This window comes from Lysobacter sp. Soil_N_51 (assembly GCF_057655755.1).
In genome coordinates this window covers 1-21,598 of record NZ_JBDGLR010000016.1, presented here as the reverse complement: position 1 = coordinate 21,598, position 21,598 = coordinate 1, and the positions used below count along the sequence as shown (strand labels likewise).

Here is a 21,598-nt window from a genome sequence, read left to right as displayed (position 1 = left end):
CTTCAAAGGGTTTCCCGCGAAACCCCGATTTCCGCAATCCGGAAGTCGTTCCGCAATTCACTTCCTCGGCGTGATCTTGTCGTTGCGGCGATTTCGAATGTGCTGCCCCGTCATCGTGGCGGACGCGTGTCCTACTGCTTGTGCGCTTGGCGTGCATCGCCGGCCGATTCCGCCTTCTCGGTGGCCGCCTTCGTGCGCAGATCGCGCACTTGGAATGGTGACTTGTCGGGCATCAAATGCCCCAACTGATTTCATCTCAGCCCAGCGCCTCGCCGCTTCTGGGTACGCCTTGCCCAGTGATACCTCTGCGAACTTCTTCGGGCGCTGGTCGTAGCAGTAATACGTGATCTTGCCGCAAACACGGGCGAGCATACGCGATGGCAGGCTGTGGAATCTGGACCGCTTGCGGCCATCGTCAGCCGCCTTCGAGAGCACTCGCGTGTCCACGTCGGTGCCTTCAATCGCGGAAACTAAAACAACAGGCCATCCTGGCGTGTTGATGGATTGGCGCAATTTGCTTGATAGGGCGGGATAGTTCACTTGGCCGGCGCGTGTCGCGCCATGCGAAGAGCATGGCGCGACTGTTGACGCTGATCAGATTGCACCATGCAACGTGTGTCAGTCGGTGACAATGACTCGATTGATTCGCTTTGGTTCGCCGCTCGGACGTTCCTTCAGCGACCCGACCGGTCTAGTGCATGTGCTCGTATGCTCCACCGCGTTTGTTACGACGCCATTGGCGTCGACCAAGGTTGTGCTCCACTTAAATGTGGCTGTAGGCATTGGATCACCCGGGGTGCACTTGAAATTGAACGTCAGTGGGGAAGGGGCGCTGGTTGAGTAGCTTCCATTGTAATCAGCGCATGTCCATCCGCTCGCGCACTGAATGATCTTCGTCTTCCGTTGCACTGGGAATGCTGGAGTACCGGCGTAGTAAACTTTGGCGGGAATATTGACTTGCTGCGGCCCTGATACATTCGGAATGCTTGTGATCCGAAGGGCCTTGTAATTGTCTATGTATGCCTGTTTCTCGTCTGCGCATAGCGTGCGTTGCATCGCGCCCGGCAGTCCATATTGGTACATCGCGCAACCCGCGCTTGCGTCATGCTCAAAGCCGACAGCGTGCCCGAATTCGTGGAGAATCGCGGATTCCCAGTCAACTTGGTCAATCGCAGGGGGTAGCGTCGAGCAAGATAGCTGCTCGACGGACGGGTCGTGATTCCACACACGTCTATCGTCTACCCTGATATCGGCGTTAGTTATGATTTTGGTTGTAGGGTTGAGGGACCTCTTCGTTCCCATGATGCCGCGAGGGTCCGAGAAGAGTCCGGTGTCGATGGTGATATTCGCGTCGTTGTACTCGGCCGTTTGCTCATCGGGCCGAGGTGTAGAGACGGCGAAGTCCGGCAAAATAGAGAAGTTCGCACCCACTGTGTTCCAAGTTGTAATGGCGTTAGTAGTGGCCTGGACGCAGTTCGGCGGAACTGAGTTGTGCATGCCAGAGATCACAGAGGCGCGGACATAATGTCCCGCCGCGGTGGGGGCTACGGCCTGAGCCAGTCCCGCCCAGGCCATTGTTCCCGCAACAAGAAAAATTCGCAGCGGGATGAGATTCATTGCGCGCCCACCATCTTGCCCTTGGTTCGGGAGAGATTGCTCAGATCTATCTCAACAGATCGAAGGTCCTTGGGGCCGGCGCCAGATTGCATTGAATGTGAGCGACGCAGCAGAGTGCCGTTGTCAGCGACTTCGTAGGCGTCGTAGGGCAGCGCGGTGAAATTGCTTTCGGAACGCTTATCACTCAGGGCGACGAACTGCTCATACCAGTTCTTCGACAGAATCAACAGGTACTTTTTCCCGGCCGTGAAGTTCGTCTCAGAGGAATCACTCTGATAGTTGCCATTCGGCAGAGGACCGGAGTTGCTCGGGACGAGAACTACGTCACTCGGTGCGCGAGAGCCTTTCAGAGATTTCACGACAGTGAAAGGCGTTTCGGATAAGAACCCGTCGCTGCGACTCCGCCCTGCACGTATTTCGCCCGCCGTTGCAACCACGACGGTATCGGCCATTAGCATCGCCTCAGATGAGGAAGTCACACCCTCGAAAAATCTGTGGGCTACATCGAAAAGATTGATGTTTTTCTTCTTATAAGCCTGGACGTCGGCCGCCGTGAACCCCAATGCTGCCAAGTCAATCGCTGCGCTGCGCGATGCTGTCTCGCTAGCGCTCGCGGAAGACGCAATCCGTACTTTACTTGTACCGAGTAGCTGCTCGTAGGTGGTAAGTCGGCCGCGTCGCGTGATCGCTTGAAGACGCTTTTGTTGATTCTTTTCTACCGCTTGTTGCCTGGCCTCTAACGTGGCTTTGTTGGCCTGTGCAAATGTCGGAGTGGACACGCAAAGTCCGACCGTTAAGGCCGAAAATAATAAAGCTCGTAACATTTCACTATTCTCCATGTGAGGTGTGTCACCCAATGCCCAATCACTTCGCGTCCGCCTTGGAGCTCAAGGCTGGAACCGCTTGGCGTTGGCTGTATTCGCGATGGCGTGCCGTCTGAACACGCTTTCGCGAATCCTTTCTATCATTACCTAGTGCCATCGCTGGGGGCGAGACCGAGCGCGTACTTTTCCAAATGAGCGATACCGGGTCGTAATCGCGTCGCGCGGCCCTCTTGGCGCCGATCCTGCGCATGGCGTTGCCGGCACTGCCTTGGTCGATGAGGAATGGGAGCCCGACGACTGGGGCGACCCTGGCCGCTGCGTGCGGCGTCGGGCGCTGGTACAGCTACGCGGTGACGATGGCGGGTGTTACCTCGACCGCTTGCGTGGCCGCTCGGGCTTCTGGCGCATCACGCGGGCAAAGATTGATGGTCCCGTTCGTTGGGCCGGCACTGTTACGCCCGATTGCGACCAGGCTTGATCCGGGTGTAACCCTTTGATTGGCCGACAAATTGTAGTCATTTGGACTTTGCGAATTGTACTTCGGTCGAAAAATTGTCGCTAGCAGACGAAATGATGTTGACTGTGAGCGAACAACGGAGTAGTGTGGGCTCCGGTGATCAGGTACAGGGAGATATCCGGCAGTTGTACCCGGGGCGTCAAAAGCGCCTGTGGAGGCTTCGGCCTCTAACCCCAGCAAAGCACGCGTCTCGGTCCGTCCGTCTTCGGCGAACGTCGAATGATCATGACGAGGTGTGTTGTGATGCGACATAGACCGTCTTCCGACAGAAAGACGGGGTTGGTAATGAAGGGGAAAAGCTCGCAGTTACCCCTGTTATTCGTGGTCCTTAAGGCAATGCCGACAACGGTTAGTAGTCCTTCGAATGGTCGGAGGAGGAAACCCGTCAATGCCGAAAAGGAAACGCTCCACTATGAATAACGACTGCAAAACTGATCCCAACTGTAAGCCGTCCACTACCAGTAGGCATCGACCGAAGAAGAAGTATGTTCTGAAGTTCGTGCTGAACGCGGCATCTCGGATTTACGCCTGTTACAAGGTATTGTCCAAGATGTATGACTTCTATAAGGAGTTCTTGGACTAACCCTTCATCTCCATTCATTTCTTTTTAACTTATTACGGAGGTTGCCATGTTCGGTGAAGCCCTCCGATTGGTACGGGCGTTTCACGACGTAAATCAAACCGATTTAGCGGATGCATTGGGTATTTCGCGTTCGTACCTGTCGGAAATTGAATCAGGAAAGAAGGTTCCGAGTTTAGATTTGCTTCAACGCTATTCGGAACACTTTAATATTCCGCTGTCCTCGCTTGTGTTGTTCTCTGAAAATTCGAACGAATCGCAGCGGGATTTAAGCGTGAAGTCAATGCTGGGGTCGAAAGCCATCGCGATACTTCAGTGGATTGAAAACAAGTCCAGCAAGCGAAGTGCGGCCTAACTAATGAAGCGCCTTCCCAGCTATCCGCTAAATCAGTCCCCTTTGTTTCGCACGACTTCGAAGCGGAAGCTGGCTGAGACACTTCAAATGTCCCTAACGGACCTGCTGTTTCTCGCCTCTCTGGCGGACAGCAACTACCAGATGTGGCCTTTGCCGCAGAAGCGAAGGGATATCCTTGCTGGGTTTCCGCCTTCAAAGCCGCGTGAGATTCAGCGGCCGCTTCCGCTGTTGCGTGAAGTCCATGAACGACTCGCGGCCCTGTTGGCGAAGATTGAGAAACCAGACTTCGTTTACTCCGCAACTAAGGGCCGTTCTTATTTAGAGAACGCGCGCCAGCACATGAATTGTCACGCCGCATTCAAGGTAGATATCAAGAATTTTTACCCATCTGTTAGTTTGAAGTGGATGAAAAGATTCTTTGAACAGGATCTGGAATGCCCAACAGATGTGGCGGTCTTTTTGGCGAAACTCTGTTGCGTCTGCCGGGTGCTACCTACTGGAAGCGCTATCAGCCCGGTACTCTCTTACTTGGCATGCGCGCCCCTGTTCCAGGCTATGCATAAGTTGGCTACCGATAATGGGCTGAAATTTACGCTCTACGTTGATGATATGGTTTTTTCAGGTCCGGGTGCCGATCGTTCCATTTCAAGGAAAGTACTCGCTGAGCTCACGCGCAACGGCTTTGTCGGGCACAAGGTGGCTCATTTCGCGCCCGGTCAAGTCAAGGTCATCACGGGTGTAGCCATCACAGAGAATTCCATCTCGATCCCATTCAAGCGGCAAAAGCGCATTCGACTGTTTGAACGAGCATTTGCCAGAACAACGTTGCCAGAAGATGCGGAGATACTTGGCCGAACCTTGCTTGGGCAATACCGAGAAGGTGAGCGGTTGCAGAAGGGCTCCCGGGAGCGCGCCAAGCCCATTCTTGAGCGCTTAGACGCCATCGGCGCAGCGGTGTTTGCCGATCTAACTCAAGTTAGACCGAAAAAGCGCAGGCGAAGGGCCAAGCGAAATCCTGTCCGCACCGCCGAACGAATCGCTCAACTGAGAGAGAAACGTTCCAAGGTAAACGCGGAACAGTTCGGGGAAAATTGATGGGCCGGTCTAACGGTTCCAGGTGTTCCACGGACGATCTTCGGGAAATTTGGATGCCGCAAGGTGCTGATTTTTAAGAAAACTAGTACTAACTTTTAATCTTTTGGTCGAAGGTTCGAATCCTTCACGGCCCACCAAACAAGACAGGCGCTTAGGTGAAAACCTGGGCGCTTTTTCTATTTGCTCCTGACAATTGCGGCGCGGACGTCGGTTCTGCCGTCCTCATTTCGTAGCAGCCTTTGCCGCGCCCGCCGCTACGCGCTCATATTCTTTCAGGCCAATGTCGCGCGGTCGCGTGGTGCGGCCCTGTCTGCGTGCGAACAAGGCCCTTGCGTGAGCGCTGCGCTGCGTCGACTGGCGATCGAGAGCTGCGTCGCTGCCAAGCCCGCCACTGTCGGTATCGCGCAAGCAGCGCGTGCGAGGGCTTCGGTATAGTGCTCGGCCGCGTCCATCGCCACTCAATACGGCCACGCGGCCCACGCGCGCTGGACGCTCACCGCAAGTTCAAGGAACGATATGGCTTCGATTATAGGAATGGCGATTTTTGGCGCCTTTTGCGGGCTCGTTCTTCTCAATGTCATGGCGCTGATCGCCAAGAACGGGAAGAACCAGTTCGACTACGTGGAATTCGCTTCGGACAAAGACGTCTATGCGATGGTCGATTCCTGGGCGACCAGCAACGGCTACGTGCTCAAGCGCAGCGAAGGCGATGCGCGCAAGTATCAGAAGGGTTCGGGCTTCCTGACCGCGCCGATGTTCCTGGAGCTCGACCGGGTCGGCGCGAGGTACTCGATCAAGAGCTACGTGCGCGTCAATGGTTTGATCCTGCAGGGCGACGTCGGCCTGGCCGGCGACGGCTTTCTGGTGAAGCTGCCGCGTTCGATCGCCAAGAAGGCGCAGAACCAGTTGTTCCAGTCGCTGGAGCTGCAGCCGCTGCAGTGAGCGATGCGCCGATGCGGCGGCCGGTGTGAATCGCCGACGTCGATGCGAACGCAAGGCCGGATGCTCAGCATCCGGCCTTTGTTTTTTCGGGCCGGCGTTCAGCGCGCTGTGCGCGAGCGGATTCACAACCCCGCCGCGGTCGCGTCCAAGACAGGCGAAGGGCCGGCAGTGGTTGCCGGTCGGATGCTTGTGACGGAGGCGAATGCGATGTTGATCAGAGTCGGGTTGGATCAGTGGATCATGGTCAATGGCCAGCATCGCGATGGTCCCGGCCAGCCGGTGCAGCAGGTCGGTCTGAATACCGCGGGCTTGTCGGGCTGCGTGGCGATCGGCATGGGCTGGGGCGAGATGATGTCGTTGGCGCATGTGTACTCCGACTGCACGGCGGCGACCTGGACGCCCGCGGACGGCTCGGCTGGATACCTGCAGGCGCTCGATCAGGCCTTCGCCGGCTCGCATGCGTTGGTGCCGCAAGCCAAGCCGCAGGCGGTGCTGTACTGGTCGGAAGGCACGCCGCGCTGGCTGCCGCGGCAGTTGTACAACTGGCTAGACGCGCGCGATATCGAGGTCTACGAGGAAGAGGCGCCGAGCTGCCGGATCTGGATCGACGAGGGCCGCTTGAAGTGGTCGAAGGATCTCGCCGCGCATCCGTCCGACGTCAACAACTACACCACCTCCGACAACGCGGCCACCACGATCCAGTTCTACAAGGCCTTGTCGGCCAATGCGGCGGCGGCTTCGCCACCGCAGGGCGAATGAAGGACGAATTGCAGACCTGTCCGCAGCGGCGCCCGGCGCATTAGTCTGGCGTTTCCGGGGCCGCGACGTTCCCGTATTCGCGGGGTGACGCGTGCCCAAGCCGATGCCTTGCCCGATCATCGCCGCGATGCTGCTCAGCATCGCGGCCGTCGTTGTTTTCGCTGCGCCGAAAAACCAATTGCCGCGGTGTGCGCAGCCATTGGATCCGATCGCGATCGTGCCGCCGAAGTTGCCGGCGCGGCTGCACAACGAGTACGAGGGCTCGGCCGTGGTCGCGTTCGAGCTCGATCGTGCCGGACACGTGCATGCGCCGATCATCGTATCGGAACAGTGGCATCCGGTCGGACATGGCGGCCGCGTGCCGATCGGTTATCGCGAAGCGATCCTGGCCGCGGTATCGAAGTGGCGGTTCGCGTCGCAAGCCACGGCCTGCAAGGGCCGCACCGTTGTTTCGCTGCAGGTGGACTCCGAGGTCTCGCCTCAGGCGATGCCGCCAAAGTGATGGCGGCGCGCATCGACCCAGCTGTCGCCGGGGCTAGGGATAAATCCGCCGTTCCACCACGCGGTAGCTGTGCTTGGCGATGAGGTATCCGTAAGCGCCACCGCGGTAACCGCGCTGCGCGGGAGCGAACTCCACCCGGTAGTGATCGGCGTCCTGGGTGATCGTGATATCGAAGTCGTCGGCTTGGCGTGCGTCGTTGTTATCGGCCGAATCCGGGCCGGCTTCCAGCGCCAGGCGCTTGACGAATTCGGCGCGCGCTACTGCCAGGGCGCGCACGCTGCCGGGTTCGGCCGAGCGCAGGGAGAACGGCGATTCGCCCAGCTCGGTGGCGCGAGCGCCGACGGCGGCGGCGAGCGACATGGTCATGACGAATGCGATGAGTAGCCGTGGACGCGGCATGGCTTTCCCTGCTCGAAGCGCTGGATGGGATGGGCGACTGCGTTGGCTAATCTACATCGTCGCCGTCGCATGCTGCCGTTCGGCGATGTCGAGTGTCGGCGCGAAGACTCGGCGGCCCGGCCACGATATCGACAAGCGCTCCAGCCGCCGCGCGCGGTCGTTATCGCGACCGCGTCAATCGGCCTGAAGCCACTGTCGGTGGCGCCGGCAATCGGTACGATCCGGCCTCATGACCTTGCGCCGCTACCTGCAACTGGATGTGTTCGCCCATCGCATCGGCGCCGGTAATCCGCTGGCGGTGGTGTTCGATGCGCAGGACATGGACGCCGAGGCGATGCAGTCGTTCGCGGCCTGGATGCATCTGCCCGAGACGATCTTCCTGCTGCCGCCGCAAGCCGGAGGCGACTATCGCGTGCGCATCTTCACGCCGCGTCAGGAACTCGCCTTCGCCGGCCATCCGAGCCTCGGCGCGGCGTGGGCGGCGATCGACGCGCGACGGGTGCCGGCCGAGAGCGAGTCGCTGGTGCAGGAATGCGCGGCCGGTCTGTTGCCGGTGCGGATCGTCCACGACAGCACCGGCATGCGGGTCAGCGTGCGCGCGCCGCGCGCGCGGCGTTGCGATCGCGATCGCGCCACCGCGCTGCGTCTGGACGCGGCGCTCGCCGGTCTGCCGCGCGGTGCGCTGACGCCGGCGCTGTGGGACAACGGCCCGCGCTGGTGGGTGGTCGAACTGGATGCCGCGCCCGATCAACCCGACCAGCCCGATTCGGTGCGCAGCCTGCGGCCCGACCTCAACGCCATCCTCGCCCTGGCCGGCGAGGACGCGTTGGGGCTGGCGGTGTTCGCGCGCAGCCGCGATCCCGGATACGACTACGTGGTGCGCGCGTTCTGCCCGGGCGACGGCATCGCCGAGGACCCGGTGACCGGCAGCGCCAACGCGGCGATCGCAGCGGCCTTGCTCGAGGCCGGCCGGCTCAAGCCCGGCGATCGCTACAGCGTCAGCCAGGGTCGCGAAGTCGGCCGCGACGGCTGTGTCGAGGTCGGCATCGACGAGGACGGCGAGGTCTGGATCGGCGGGCGGGTCCAGGCGGTGATCCGCGGCACGGTCGAGTGGTAAGACGCCCGGCGGGTCCGAGCTTTCCGGCGCGGCGCCGAATTTAGATTGCGTTGAGAAAATTTACGTCGATCCCGCATTTACGTAAAAAATGCCAAATGGCTGCGTAAAGACCGCGGCGGGCCGGTCAGCAAGTGCGTGGATTCCCGCTTGATCGGCGGATGCACGGCGATCCGCGCCGCTGCCGCGCCACCGCAGTCGCCGGGCTCGGGTGAAGTGCACATTCAAGTGGCGGATTGAAATTCTTTTTCCGTATCGCGAAATCGCCCGCGGCCCGCGCTGCCCGGAGCTGCCCGGTATGTCGACAACGTCGCGTTTCAGCCGCCGGCGGTGAACGAAAATCACGCTTTCTCACGAGAATTACCGATTATCGGAAATATCGCATTGGTCGCTCGCCTGGACCGGTTTTATCACTTGTCCTAGACCGTAAACAGGAGCAGCCTCAGTCCGTACACACTCAAATGACACTTTGAATGTGTGGTATCGGCGCTCGGCCGGTGTCGCCCCCGCGAACGCAGGCGCAGCGATAAACCCCAGGCACGGAGCAGCGCAACGCTGCGCTCGGAGGACGTGATGGACACTCGTGGCATTCGCAAAGCCCTTTCCTATAGCTTGCTGGCGGCGTGCATTTTGACGATCACCGTATCGACGACCGGTTGTTCGGGCTCGGGCGGGGTCAAATCCAGCTTCAATCCCAATCCGGGCGGTCCCGGTGGCCCCGGCGATCCGGGCGGCCCCGGTGGTCCGGGCGATCCCGGCGGTCCGGGTGGCCCCGGCGGTCCCGGCAATCCGGGCGGTCCTGGTGGTCCCGGTAATCCGGGCGGTCCAGGCGGTCCGGGTGGCCCCGGCAATCCGGGTGGCCCGGGTGGCCCTGGCGGTCCGGGTAATCCGGGCGGTCCCGGTGGTCCGGGCGGCACCAGCGTGCCTGGCAGTGCGTTGGGCGCGATCGTGACCGTGGCCGGTAACTTGGTCACCGGCATCGGTGGCGGGGTCAGCACGCTCGGCGCGCAGATTCCCAATCAGGCCTTGCTCGGCGGCAGCAACCCGACCACGCAGGGCCTGGCCCAGGTCGTCGACGACCTGGGCAAGACGATCAGCGGGCTGGGCCTGTCGACCAGCAGCGGCCTGGGCCAGATCGGCAATATCAGCGATCCGGTCGGCACCACCGTTGGTGGGGTCGACAATCTGGTGGTCAATGTCGGCACCACGGTCGACGACCTGGGCAAGACGGTCGCCACGGTCGGCGCGTTCCAGGGCTCACCGATCCAGCCGCTGACCAGCGCGGCCGGCGGGCTGGTCTCGGGCGTCGGCGGCGGGGTCAAGGACGTCGGCGGCAAGCTCGGCGGCGTGCTCGAAGGCTCCGCCGGCAAGTCGCTGACCGGCGCGGTCAGTTCGGTGCTCACGCCGATCGCGGGGCTGGGCCAGACCAACGGCGGTAGCACCGGCGGCAGCGGCGGCGGCAATCTGGTCGCCAACGTGTCGCAGGGCGCGGGCGGCGTGGTCGGCGGCGTGGCCTCGGCCGGCGCGGCGCTCGGCGGCGCGCTCAGCGGCGCTCCGGTTCCGGGCGGCGCGGCCGGGCTGGTCGGCGGCGCGGTCACCGGCGTCAGCAACAATCTCGGTACGGTCGGCGCGGGCATCACCGCGGGGCTGGGCAACGCCGGCAGCATCGCCAACCCGGTCGGGGTGACCGCGGCGGGTGTGACCAGCGGCGTCGCCGGTCTCGGCGGTACGGTCGGCGGCGTGGGTGCGGGCGTGGCCAGCGTGGGCGGCTCGACGCCGTTGGCGCCGGTCACCGGCCTGGTCGGCGGCGCGCTCGCCGGCGTGGGCGGTGGCGTGACCACGGTCGGCACGACCGCGACCGCGGCGGTCAACGGACCGCTGCAGCCGGTGACTCAGGGGTTGAGCACGGTCGTCAACGGCGTAGCCGGGGCGACCGGGCTCAATAACACCAACGGCGGCCTGCTGGGCGGCGCGCTCGGCACCGACAGCGGCAAGGGTGGCCTGCTCGGCACCGGCCTGCTGGGCAAAAAGGGCGGTAAGCCCTGATCGGATGTGATCTGGCGCGCGGGAACGGCATCGCGCCGTTCCCGTCGCGCGCTCAGGTCGTAGAGTCGAATCCATGGTGTGCGGATGCGTTTTCGGCCCAGGCCGCGCGCATCCGGGGCCGCGCCGCAAACGGGAGTCCAGGCAGGCACCCAAAAACAGGAACCATCGTTCGCCCGAGTCAAACCAAAACAACAACAACGACAGCCGGCCCGGCGTAGTGAAGGCGAAAGCCATCGCCGAGGCATAAGGGGTTACGCATGGATACAGGGCTTTGGGGGAAGCGCTATCCACTGGCGCTGGCGATCACCGCGATGCTCGCGGCGACCACGGCGCATTCTCAGACTCAGCCACGATTGCCGACCACCGGCAATCCCTTGCAAACCCTGCCGCAGGCGCCGCTGCCCAAGGCCGAGCCGAAGGTCAGCACCACCGTCGCGCCGCAGCAGAATCCGGAAATGGCCGCGTTGCTCGCGGTGCCGCTGACGCCGATCCGGTTCGAAGTGTCCGGGGTCAAGTCGGTGCCGTTCGAACAGGTCACCGGCTTGTTCATTCCCTTGATCGGCCGGCAGATCACCGTCGCCGACCTGCTCGGCGCCGCCGAGACCTGCACCAAGCTGTATCGCGAACGCGGCTACGCGCTGTCGTTCTGCTACGTGCCGACCCAGGATTTCGCCGACGGCACCGTGCGCGTGGTCGCGGTCGAGGGCTATGTCGCCCAGGTCCGCATCGGCGGCAAGCCCGGCAAGATGGAACGCAAGATCCGCGCGATCGCCCAGCACATCATCGACGACCGGCCGCTGCGCCAGAGCACCTTCGAACGCTATTCGCAGATCCTGGGCTTCCTGCCGGGCGCGAAGATGACCATCAACGTGCCGGCGCCGACCACCACCGACGGCGCGACCTCGCTCGATCTCAATGTCGGCGGCAAACGCTACGACGCCAGCTGGGCGCTGGAATTCAATCATCCCGGTACCCAGGGCCTGGTGACGCTCAACCTCAATGCGCTGACCTCGCTGGCCGAGCAATGGAGCCTGGCCGCGCTGTATCCCGACGGCCGCGGCAACGAGCGCTTCTACAGCGCCGGCTATTCGCAGTTGATCGGCAGCGACGGCTGGATCGGCCGGGTCGACGGTTCGCGCTATCGCGGCGTGCCGGTCACCCAGACGCCGCTGCCGGCGTTCCTCGATCACCGGGTCGAACAGGACCGGGTCTCGATCAGCGCGCGCTATCCGCTGCTGTTGCGCAACGAGCGATCGTTGTTCGTGTCGGCCGGCGTGTATGCGGCCGATCAGTCCGATCGCTACTTCAATACGATCAACGGCGCCTTGCTCGATCAGCGCTCCAAGACCCGGGTGGTGACCGCGGGACTGGACTACGCCGAGGCCAGGAAGAATCACGCGCGCCAGGCCAGTCTTTCGATCGCGCGCGGGCTCGATACCTGGGGCGCGTCGGCCGACACCATCACCAACATCGACGGCATCGACGTGGCCGGCGCCAGCGACGTGTCGTTCACCCGCTACAACCTGGGTTACGCGCAAAGCCGTACCTGGAAGGAGCAACGCTACGCCGCGGTGCTGCGCGCGACCGCGCAGTACAGCCGCCAGCGTCTGCCGTCGTCGGAGCAGATCAGCTTCGGCGGTACCCGTTTCGCCCTGGCTTACGACCCCGGCGAAACCTCGGGCGACAGGGGCTGGGGCGCGGCGCTGGAACTGAGCCGCAATTTCCGTCCGAAAGCCAAATGGCTCAAGTCGGTGACCCCGTACCTGGCCGTGCAGCACGCGCGGGTTTCATTGACCCAGGGCCGTCCGCCGATCGACGACCTGGGCAGCGTCGCGCTGGGGCTGCGCCTATCCGATAACCGTCATTTCAATATCGACTTCGCCTACGCCAAGCCGACCGCGGATATTCCGCTGGAGACCGACGACCGCAAGCCGCGGTGGAATTTGAATTTCTCGTATCAGGTGCAGTAGGGCGGTGTTACTGCCGTCGTTTTCGTTTTCGTTGTGGCCGTCGTCGTCGTCGTTGTGGCCGTCGTTATTGGTGAGGGTTACGGCGTAGCAGTTTTGTCGCGACCGCGTCACCGCGCTTGCGTCGTGGCCGAGAGGTCGCGGTCGCGACTTACGGCGCTCCTACAGCCTGAAACGAAGCCGCGGTTGCTTCCTGTAGGAGCGGCGTGAGCCGCGACCGCGTCACCGCGCCTGCGTCGCGGCCGTGAGGTCGCGGTCGCGACTCGCGGCGCTCCTACAGCCTGAAACGAAGCTTCGGCGGCTCACTGTAGGAGCGGCGCGAGCCGCGACCGCGTCACCGCGCTTGCGTCGTGGCTGTGAGGTCGCGGTCGCGACTTGCGGCGCTCCTACAGTCTGAAACGAAGCCGCGGTTGCGCCCTGTAGGAGCGGCGTGAGCCGCGACCGCGTCACCGCGCTTGCGTCGCGGCCATGAGGTCGCGGTCGCGACTTACGGCGCTCCTACGGTCTGAAACGAAGCTGCGGTCGCTCCCTGTAGGAGCGGCGTGAGCCGCGACCGCGTCACCGCGCCTGCGTCGCGGCCGTGAGGTCGCGGTCGCGACTTACGGCGCTCCTACAGCCTGAAACGAAGCTTCGGCGGCTCACTGTAGGAGCGGCGTGAGCCGCGACCGCGTCACCGCGCCTGCGTCGTGGCTGTGAGGTCGCGATCGCGACTTACGGCGCTCCTACAGTCTGAAACGAAGCCGCGGTTGCGCCCTATAGGAGCGGCGTGAGCCGCGACCGCGTCACCGCGCTTGCGTCGCGGCCGTGAGGTCGCGGTCGCGACTTACGGCGCTCCTACAGCCTGAAACGAAGCTTCGGCGGCTCACTGTAGGAGCGGCGTGAGCCGCGACCGCGTCACCCCGCTTGCGTCGTGGCTGTGAGGTCGCGGTCGCGACTTACGGCGCTCCTACAGTCTGAAACGAAGCTGCGGTCGCTCCCTGTAGGAGCGGCGTGAGCCGCGACCGCGGCACCGCGCTTGCGTCGTGGCTGTGAGGTCGCGGTCGCGACTTACGGCGCTCCTACAGCCTGAAACGAAGCTGCGGTTGCTTCCTGTAGGAGCGGCGCGAGCCGCGACCGCGTCACCGCGCGTGCGTCGTGGCCGTGAGGTCGCGGTCGCGACTTACGGCGCTCCTACAGTCTGAGACGAAGCCGCTCTCGCAGCCGCTTCTTCACGGCCATGCGACGGCCAATCCGCGATCTCAACCGTGATCGAGCAAATGCTGCAACACCGCCTCGCCATAGCGATCGAGCTTGCTCACGCCGATGCCGGGGATGCGGCCCAGGTCGTCGAGGTCGTCGGGGGCCTGTTCGGCGATCGCGCGCAAGGTGCTGTCGTGGAAGATCACGTAAGCCGGCACGTTCTGTTCGCGCGCGGTGGTCGAGCGCCATTCGCGCAGGGCGTTGAAGCGCAGCAGCGAGGCCGGGTCCATGTCGATCATCGGCGCCGCGCCCGCGCCGCCGCGGGTCTTGCGGGTGCTCGCGCGCGCGGCCTTGGGCGCTTCGGTGCGAAAGCGCAGTTCGCGCTCGCCGCGCAGCACCGGCGCGCTGTCGGCGGTCAGGCGCAACGCGCCGTGGCGTTCGATGTCGGCTTCCAGCAGGCCGGCCGCGACCAGTTGCCGGAACACGCTGCTCCACTGTTTGACGTCCAGGTCGCTGCCGATGCCGAAGGTGCTCAGCGCTTCGTGACCGAAGCGGGTGACCTTCTCGGTCGCGGTGCCGCGCAACACGTCGATCACGTGACCGGCGCCGAAGCGCTGGCCGGTGCGGTACACGCACGACAGCGCCTTGCGCGCGGCGGTGGTGCCGTCCCAGCTCTGCGGCGGCTCCATGCAGTTGTCGCAGTTGCCGCAGTTGCCCGGATGCGGCTCGCCGAACCACCCGAGCAGCGCCTTGCGCCGGCATTCGGTGGATTCGCAGAAGCCCAACAGAGAATCCAGCTTGCGCAGCTCAAGCCGCTTGCGTTCTTCGCCGGCTTCGCCTTGTTGAATGAGCTGACGCAGGTTGACCACATCGCCCAGGCCGTAGCACAGCCAGGCTTCGGCGGGTTCGCCGTCGCGGCCGGCGCGGCCGGTCTCTTGGTAATAGCCTTCGATCGACTTGGGCAGGTCGATGTGGGCGACGAAACGCACGTCGGGTTTGTCGATGCCCATGCCGAAGGCGATCGTCGCGACCATCACCACACCGTCTTCCTGCAGGAAACGGCGCTGGTTGGCGGCGCGCACGCCTGCGTCGATACCGGCGTGGTAGGGCAGGGCCTTGATTCCGGCGGCGGCCAATTGCTCGGCCACCGATTCAACCCGCTTGCGCGAGAACGCATACACGATGCCGCTTTCGTCGCGGTGCCCGGCGAGGAAATCGAGCAGCTGGCGGGTGCCGTTGTCCTTGTGCACCACGCGGTAGCGCACGTTGGGGCGATCGAACGAGCTGACGAAGCGGCGCGCATCCTCCAGGGTCAACCGCTCGGCGATCTCGCGCTGGGTCGGCTCGTCGGCGGTGGCGGTCAGGGCGATGCGCGGGATGTCGGGCCAGCGCTCGTGCAGGATGGTCAGTTCGCGGTATTCGGGGCGGAAGTCGTGGCCCCATTGCGATACGCAGTGCGCTTCGTCGATTGCGAACAGGGCGATCTTGGCGCGGTCGATCAGGTTCAGGCAGCGGCCGCTGAGCAGGCGCTCGGGCGCGACGTACAGCAGGTCCAGTTCGCCGGCCAGCAGCTGGCGTTCGACCTCGGCCGCGTCCTCGCTGCTCAGGGTGGAGTTGAGATAGGCCGCGCGCACGCCGAGCTGGCGCATCGCCTCGACCTGGTCCTGCATCAGCGCGATCAGCGGCGAGACCACCAGGCCGCAGCCTTCGCGGATCAGCGAGGGAATCTGGTAGCACAGCGACTTGCCGCCGCCGGTGGGCATCAGCACCAGGGCGTCTCCGCCGTCGATCACGTGCTGGACGATCTGCGCCTGTTCGCCGCGGAATGCGGTATGGCCGAAAACGCGGTGCAGTAACTCGAGTGCGGGGGAAGGCATGAGGCTAGTTTAACCGGGCCGGTTCGCGGACCGGTCGGAAACCGGCGGCGCGGGTGGTCGGCGATTGCAGTGTCGGGGGATCGGAGCTTGGCTTGCGCCGGGGTCGGGGTTGTGCCGGGCTTGGGGCTTCGGGTGGGGTTGTCGGGTCGGAGAGGAGAGCGTCGGGGCTGAAGCCCCTCCCACAAAAGACCTCGGGGCCTAATCCCTCACTCAATTAGCTTCGGTACTCAAGCACCTCTAACAAAAGTGGCCGTGGCACCACGGTCTTTTGTGGGAGGGGCTTCAGCCCCGACGCTTTTCGGTCGGATCGCCCGAATGTCCGAGCTCCATCCATTGGCACCAGCCTCGGCAGCCCGCAGCCTCGACAACCCCCGCAAACGCAGCGGGCGCGGCCATCGCCGCGCCCGCCGGGTTACCGCCAAATCGCGATTACTGCAGCAGCGAACGCAGCATCCACGCATACTTCTCGTGGGTCTGCAGGCGCTGGGTCAGCAGGTCCTCGGTCGGCGCGTCATCGACGTCGTCGGCCTGGTCGAGTACCTTGCGCGCAGTGCGGCATACCGCTTCGTTGCCGACCACCAGCTGACGGACCATTTCGCGCCAATCGGCGGCTTCGGTCAGGCCGGCTTCTTCCGGGATCGAGCTGAGCTTGACGAATTCGGCGTACGAGCCCGGCGCGTTGAAGCCCAGCGCGCGGATCCGCTCGGCGATGTCGTCCAGCGCGGTCCACTGCTCGGTGTACTGGGTTTCGAACATGACGTGCAGGGCGTTGAACATCGGCCCGGTCACGTTCCAATGGAAATTGTGGGTCTTCAGGTACAAGGTGTAGCTGTCGGCGAGAAAACGCGACAGACCTTCGGCGATCTTCTTGCGATCGCCCGGCGAAATCCCAATATCGATCGAGGGCGCGCTGCTGCTGGCGGCGGGCGACGCGGCCGGGCTGTTCGACGACGACGGGGACGCGGACTTCTTGGACGAGGATTTGTCCGGTTTTCCGGGCTTGCTGACCTTGGCCATGGGGGACTCCTTACTCCAGTGCGGGATGGTGAGGCGGGACGGTTGCAAAACGCTCCGGCGCGCGCGCCGAAGTTCAATACGTTTCGACGCGGGCCCCGGATTTCAAGCGCGCTCCGGATGGGCCGGCATCGAATCGAAAGGGTTCCGACGCTCGCGTCGGACACTGCGGCGACAATAGGCGCTGTCGACCGCGATGTGAAATGGTTTGTTCCTTGCGCTGCGATGCAAACGATCTATCGATGAACACCAGCAATTCCAAACACCAGTCTAGCCACGCGGATGCTAGCGCCGCGTTACGGCAGGCGCGCAACGCGATCGACGGCGCATTGAGCCGCGACCGCGGCCGCCTGCACGGCCTGTGGTCGCGCTGGAGCGGCAAGCCCGCCGACGCGCAGGCGCAGGCCGCGTTCGCGCAGGCCCTGGCGGCCTCGGTCGCGCAGCGCGAAGCGCGCGCGTCGTCGCTGCCGCGGGTGCCGGCCGACCCGGCGCTGCCGATCGCGGCCGAGGCCGAGCGCATCGTCGAGCTGATCCGCAAGCACCCGGTGGTGGTGATCGCCGGCGAGACCGGTTCGGGCAAGACCACCCAGTTGCCCAAGCTGTGCCTGGCCGCCGGCCGCGGCGCCGCCGGCATGATCGGCTGCACCCAGCCGCGCCGCATCGCCGCGCGCGCGGTCGCGCGGCGCGTGGCCGAGGAGCTCAACACCCCGCTCGGCGAAGTGGTCGGCTATCAGGTCCGCTTCAACGACAACGTCGGCGAGCGCACCGCGGTCAAGTTCATGACCGACGGCATCCTGCTGGCCGAAATCCAGTCCGATCGCTGGCTGTCGGCCTACGACACGATCCTGATCGACGAGGCGCACGAACGCAGCCTCAACATCGACTTCCTGCTCGGCTATCTCAAGCAACTGCTGAAAAAGCGCAGCGACCTGAAGATCATCGTCACTTCGGCGACCATCGACACCGAGCGTTTCGCCGCGCATTTCGATGGCGCGCCGGTGGTCAGCGTCGAGGGGCGCGGGTATCCGGTCAACGTTCGGTATCGTCCGTTGGACGATACGGGAATGGGGAATGGGGAATCGGGAATCGGAAAGGCCGCGGGTCGCGAGGTTGGCGGCGCTCATCGTGCTGGGTTCGCGAATCCCGAATCCCGAATCTCGAATCCCGCGCGCAGCGTGAACGACGGCATCGTCGCCGCCTGCGACGAAATCACCCGCGAAGATCCGCGCGGCGACGTGCTGATCTTCCTGTCGGGCGAGCGCGAGATCCGCGACGCGCACCAGGCGCTGGAACGGCGCAAATACCGCGAAACCGAGGTGCTGCCGCTGTACGCGCGGCTGTCGGTGCGCGATCAGGACCGGGTGTTCAATCCCGGCCCCAAGCGCCGCATCGTGCTGGCGACCAACGTCGCCGAAACCTCGCTGACCGTGCCGCGCATCCGTTACGTGGTCGACCCCGGCCTGGCGCGGGTCAAGCGCTACAGCCCGCGCGGCAAGCTCGACCGGCTGCACATCGAACCGGTCTCGCAGGCCAGCGCCGACCAGCGCAAGGGCCGCTGCGGGCGCATCAGCGAGGGCACCTGTTATCGCCTCTACAGCGAGCCGGATTTCGAATCGCGGCCGCGCTACACCGATCCGGAGATCCGCCGCGCCGCCCTGGCCGGGGTGATCCTGCGCATGCTGTCGCTGGGCCTGGGCAGCGTCGATGGCGGCGGCCACAAGCGGCGCGGGCCGCGCGGCGCCGCGGCGGTTGCCGAGCAGGACGCGGCGACCGCGCACGGCGCGTCGGCGCGGATCATCGAGGACTTCCCGTTCCTCGATCCGCCCGACAGCCGCGCGATCGCCGACGGCTGGCAGCAACTGGCCGAACTCGGCGCGGTCGACGAACAGCGCCGGCTCACCGCGATCGGCCGGACCATGGCGCGCATGCCGGTGGACGTGAAGCTCGCGCGCATGCTGGTCGCAGCCAACGCCCACGGCTGCCTGCGCGAGATGATCGCGATCACCGCATTTCTCGGCATCCAGGACCCGCGCGAGCGCCCGGCCGACCAGCGCGGCGCGGCCGATGCGGCGCATGCGCTGTTCGCCGATCCGCGTTCGGAATTCGTCGGCATCCTCAAGCTGTGGGACGCGTATCAGACCGCCCACGAAGACCTCACCCAATCCAAGCTGCGTGGCTGGTGCGAGAAGAACTTTCTCGGCTTCCTGCGCATGCGCGAATGGCGCGAGCTGCATCGGCAGCTGAAATTGCTGTGCGATGAACTGGGTTGGCAGGCGCAGAAGAATTCCGGCGAACTCGATGCCTCGGCCTACGCGATCTTGCACCGCGCGCTCATCGCCGGCCTGCCGACCCAGATCGGTTTTCGCGGTGACAAGGGACTGTACGACGGCCCGCGCGGGCGCAAATACCAATTGTTCCCGGGCTCGCCGCTGGCGAAGAAGCCGCCGCCGTGGCTGTTGTCGGCGACCTTGCTCGACACCGAGCGGGTGTGGTCGATGACCAATGCCACGATCGAGCCGGACTGGGCGATCCAGGAACTGCCGCATCTGCTCGCGCGCCGTCATCACGATCCGCGCTGGGCGCGTTCGCAGGGCCGCGTGGTCGGCAGCGAGCAGATCAGTCTGTTTGGTCTGGTGCTGGCGCCGAAGCGGCCGATCCATTACGGCGCGTTGTATCCGGAAGAGAGCCGGATCATTTTCGCCCGCGATGCCTTGGTGACTGGCGAGATCAACACCCGCGCCGCGTTCGTCGCGCGCAACCTCGCCACCTTGGCGAAGGCGCACGAGGAAGAAGCCAAGCAGCGCCGCGCCGGCCTGGTCGTGGACGAGGAATGGATGGCGCAGTGGTATCTCGACCGTCTGCCGGCGCATATCCACAACGTGCAGGCGATGGATGCGTGGTACGCCAAGCTGCCGGCCGACGAGAAACGCGCGCTGGAATGGTCGAACAACGATCTGATGGTCGGCGGCGAGACCGAGGCGTCGCGGTTCCCGCCGTACCTGCAACTGGGCAATGCACGGCTGGCGGTGCGCTATCGCTTCGAACCCGGCGCGGTCGACGACGGCATGACCGTGGCGGTGCCGCTGCATCTGCTCAACGCGCTCGATCCGGCGCAGCTGTCGTGGCTGGCGCCCGGCTTCGTCGCCGACAAGGCCGCGGCGCTGATCAAGTCGCTGCCCAAGACCCTGCGCCGCAACTTCGTGCCGGCGCCGGATTTCGCCAAGGCCTTCCATGAGGCGCATCGCCAGCCCGAGGCCGACGATTTTGTGAGTGTGCTGGCGCGGTTCCTGCGCAAACTCACCGGCACCGAAGTGGCCGCGACCGATTTCGATCCGAGTACGATCGAGCCGCATCTGCGCATCAACCTGCGCCTGCTCGACGCGGCCGATCCGCGCGGCGGCAAGGATGCCGAACGCAAGGTGCTGGCCGAGTCGCGCGATCTCGATGAGTTACGCCAACGTTTCGGCGAGCGCGCCGCGCGTGCGTTCGCGGCGCAGGCCGCCGATGGATTGGGCCAGCAGGGCTTGACCGCGTTTCCGGATCAGCCGATCCCGCTGTCGGTGCCCGGCGCGGCCGGCGTGCCGGCGTTTCCGGCCTTGCATGACGACGGCGACACGGTGTCGCTGCGCGTGCACGCCGAACGCGAGGCTGCGTTGCGCGCGCATCCGGGCGGGGTGCGCCGGCTGCTCGCCATCGCGATGGCCGAGAAGCTCAAGCAAGCGCGCAAGCAGATGCCGATCCAGGCCAAGACCGGATTGCTGTACGCGGCGATCGAGTCGGCGGCGCCGCGCAAGGAGCGAGTGTCGCCCACACGCGCGGCGCAGGACCGCGCCTCGCATGATCGACCGCGCGACAGCGATCGCTTGCGCGAGGACTTGGTCGACGGTGCCTTGCAGTCGCTGCTCGGTGACGACGCCGACCTGGTCGCGGTACGCGATCCGGCCGGTTTCGAACTTCGCCGCGAGACCGTCGCGCGCAAGCTGTTTCCCGAGGCGATGGAGCGCTTGCGTCAGGCCGAGACGATTCTCGGCGCGGTCGCCGAGGCGCGCGCGCGGTTGGAGTCGTCGTTGATGGGCTGGGCCAGCGGCAACCTCGACGACATGCGCGCGCAGTTGGCGCGGCTGACCCCACCGGGTTTCCTGCGCGATGTCGCGACTTCGGCGTTGGCCGAGTACCCGCGCTATCTCAAAGCGCTGTCGGTGCGCAGCGAACGCGCTTTGCGCGACCCGGTGCGCGATCAGGCGCGGATGCTGGAACTCAAGCCGTTCGTCGACGCCTTCGATGCGGCGCAGGCGGCTGGGTTGGCCGAGGATGCGGGCTGGCAGGCTTTGCGCTGGGAGATCGAGGAGTTGCGGGTGTCGTTGTTCGCGCAGGAACTGGGTGTGCGCGGTGGGGTGTCGCCCAAGAAGGTGGCGCAGCGGTTGGCGGGGTTGCGGGGGTGAGGTCCGCGCGGGCGAGGGGTGGCGCCGTTGCGTGTATGTCTGGTCGGTTGCGGGTGCTGGCGTCGTAAGCGAGGTGGCGCGGTCGCGGCTCGCGCCGCTCCTACAGGGAGGCCATGTGGCTTTCGCCTCATTTCAGGCATCGCACCCAGCGCTGCGAGGCTTGTAACTCGCGTTAGCAACAGGACACCCGAAGGGCGGCGCACATGGATGTGGGCCGTGCGCCACCGAGACAGGATGTCTCGTGTGGCGCATGCCCGCGTATGCACCGCACGCGCGGGCCCTTGATTCAAAGAAAAGCGTTTTTCTTTGGTTTGCACTGACTACCCTCAAGTGCATCACCCGCCTTGAGTCCAATCCGATGGGAACGCA

15 protein-coding genes are annotated in these 21,598 nt (G+C 64.5%); 9 read left to right on the top strand and 6 right to left on the bottom strand.

Annotated elements, in window-relative coordinates:
- Positions 1–57: 57 nt before the first annotated feature.
- From AC3A4T_RS23975 to AC3A4T_RS23965, 3 genes are all read right to left on the bottom strand, one after another.
- Positions 58–540, bottom strand: coding sequence for a hypothetical protein (locus tag AC3A4T_RS23975; RefSeq protein ID WP_487677675.1), 483 nt, complete (start codon positions 538–540; stop codon positions 58–60).
- Positions 541–618: 78 nt separating this feature from the next.
- The gene (locus AC3A4T_RS23970) at positions 619–1,617 is read right to left on the bottom strand and encodes a matrixin family metalloprotease (RefSeq protein WP_487677674.1); all 999 of its coding nucleotides are present in this window, start codon (positions 1,615–1,617) and stop codon (positions 619–621) included.
- Positions 1,614–2,396: a hypothetical protein gene (locus AC3A4T_RS23965; protein WP_487677673.1), complete on the bottom strand. Its 783-nt coding sequence runs from the start codon at positions 2,394–2,396 to the stop codon at positions 1,614–1,616. The genes AC3A4T_RS23970 and AC3A4T_RS23965 overlap by 4 nt, the downstream gene beginning before the upstream one ends.
- A gap of 1,191 nt (positions 2,397–3,587) precedes the next feature.
- Between AC3A4T_RS23965 and AC3A4T_RS23960 the strand changes: the two genes are divergently transcribed.
- The 5 genes from AC3A4T_RS23960 (at position 3,588) to AC3A4T_RS23940 (ending at position 7,191) form a co-directional block, all read left to right on the top strand.
- Positions 3,588–3,893 carry a helix-turn-helix transcriptional regulator gene (locus tag AC3A4T_RS23960; RefSeq protein ID WP_487677672.1) on the top strand — a complete coding sequence of 102 codons (306 nt, stop codon included), beginning with the start codon at positions 3,588–3,590 and terminating at the stop codon, positions 3,891–3,893.
- 87 nt (positions 3,894–3,980) lie between these two features.
- A complete protein-coding gene (locus AC3A4T_RS23955) occupies positions 3,981–4,988 on the top strand; it encodes a reverse transcriptase family protein (RefSeq protein WP_487677671.1) in 1,008 nt (335 codons plus the stop codon).
- A gap of 579 nt (positions 4,989–5,567) precedes the next feature.
- Complete coding sequence (locus AC3A4T_RS23950; protein WP_487677670.1) at positions 5,568–5,930, top strand: hypothetical protein; 363 nt, start codon at positions 5,568–5,570, stop codon at positions 5,928–5,930.
- 207 nt (positions 5,931–6,137) lie between these two features.
- A complete protein-coding gene (locus tag AC3A4T_RS23945; RefSeq protein WP_487677669.1) occupies positions 6,138–6,689 on the top strand; it encodes a hypothetical protein in 552 nt (183 codons plus the stop codon).
- Positions 6,690–6,816: 127 nt separating this feature from the next.
- Positions 6,817–7,191: a hypothetical protein gene (locus AC3A4T_RS23940; protein WP_487677668.1), complete on the top strand. Its 375-nt coding sequence runs from the start codon at positions 6,817–6,819 to the stop codon at positions 7,189–7,191.
- Positions 7,192–7,224: 33 nt separating this feature from the next.
- Here the strand turns inward: AC3A4T_RS23940 and AC3A4T_RS23935 are convergent, their stop codons facing one another.
- The gene (locus tag AC3A4T_RS23935) at positions 7,225–7,557 is read right to left on the bottom strand and encodes a hypothetical protein (protein WP_487677667.1); all 333 of its coding nucleotides are present in this window, start codon (positions 7,555–7,557) and stop codon (positions 7,225–7,227) included.
- Between the two features lie 262 nt (positions 7,558–7,819).
- On the opposite strand from AC3A4T_RS23935, the gene AC3A4T_RS23930 reads away from it, so the two are divergent.
- The 3 genes from AC3A4T_RS23930 (at position 7,820) to AC3A4T_RS23920 (ending at position 12,720) form a co-directional block, all read left to right on the top strand.
- Complete coding sequence (locus AC3A4T_RS23930) at positions 7,820–8,707, top strand: PhzF family phenazine biosynthesis protein (protein WP_487677666.1); 888 nt, start codon at positions 7,820–7,822, stop codon at positions 8,705–8,707.
- Between the two features lie 627 nt (positions 8,708–9,334).
- Positions 9,335–10,750 (top strand): collagen-like triple helix repeat-containing protein, encoded by a 1,416-nt coding sequence (locus AC3A4T_RS23925; RefSeq protein ID WP_487677665.1) that lies wholly within the window; start codon positions 9,335–9,337, stop codon positions 10,748–10,750.
- Between the two features lie 257 nt (positions 10,751–11,007).
- Entirely contained in the window at positions 11,008–12,720 is a 1,713-nt protein-coding gene (locus AC3A4T_RS23920) for a ShlB/FhaC/HecB family hemolysin secretion/activation protein (RefSeq protein ID WP_487677664.1), read from the top strand.
- 1,235 nt (positions 12,721–13,955) lie between these two features.
- On the opposite strand, the gene recQ is transcribed toward AC3A4T_RS23920, so the two are convergent.
- On the bottom strand, positions 13,956–15,773 hold the full coding sequence (gene recQ / locus AC3A4T_RS23915) for a DNA helicase RecQ (protein WP_057922401.1): 1,818 nt from the start codon (positions 15,771–15,773) through the stop codon (positions 13,956–13,958).
- Between the two features lie 429 nt (positions 15,774–16,202).
- A complete protein-coding gene (locus AC3A4T_RS23910) occupies positions 16,203–16,790 on the bottom strand; it encodes a Dps family protein (protein ID WP_487677663.1) in 588 nt (195 codons plus the stop codon).
- A 239-nt stretch (positions 16,791–17,029) separates the two neighbouring features.
- On the opposite strand from AC3A4T_RS23910, the gene AC3A4T_RS23905 reads away from it, so the two are divergent.
- The gene (locus tag AC3A4T_RS23905; protein WP_487677662.1) at positions 17,030–21,229 is read left to right on the top strand and encodes a DUF3418 domain-containing protein; all 4,200 of its coding nucleotides are present in this window, start codon (positions 17,030–17,032) and stop codon (positions 21,227–21,229) included.
- The last annotated feature ends 369 nt before the right edge of the window (positions 21,230–21,598 follow it).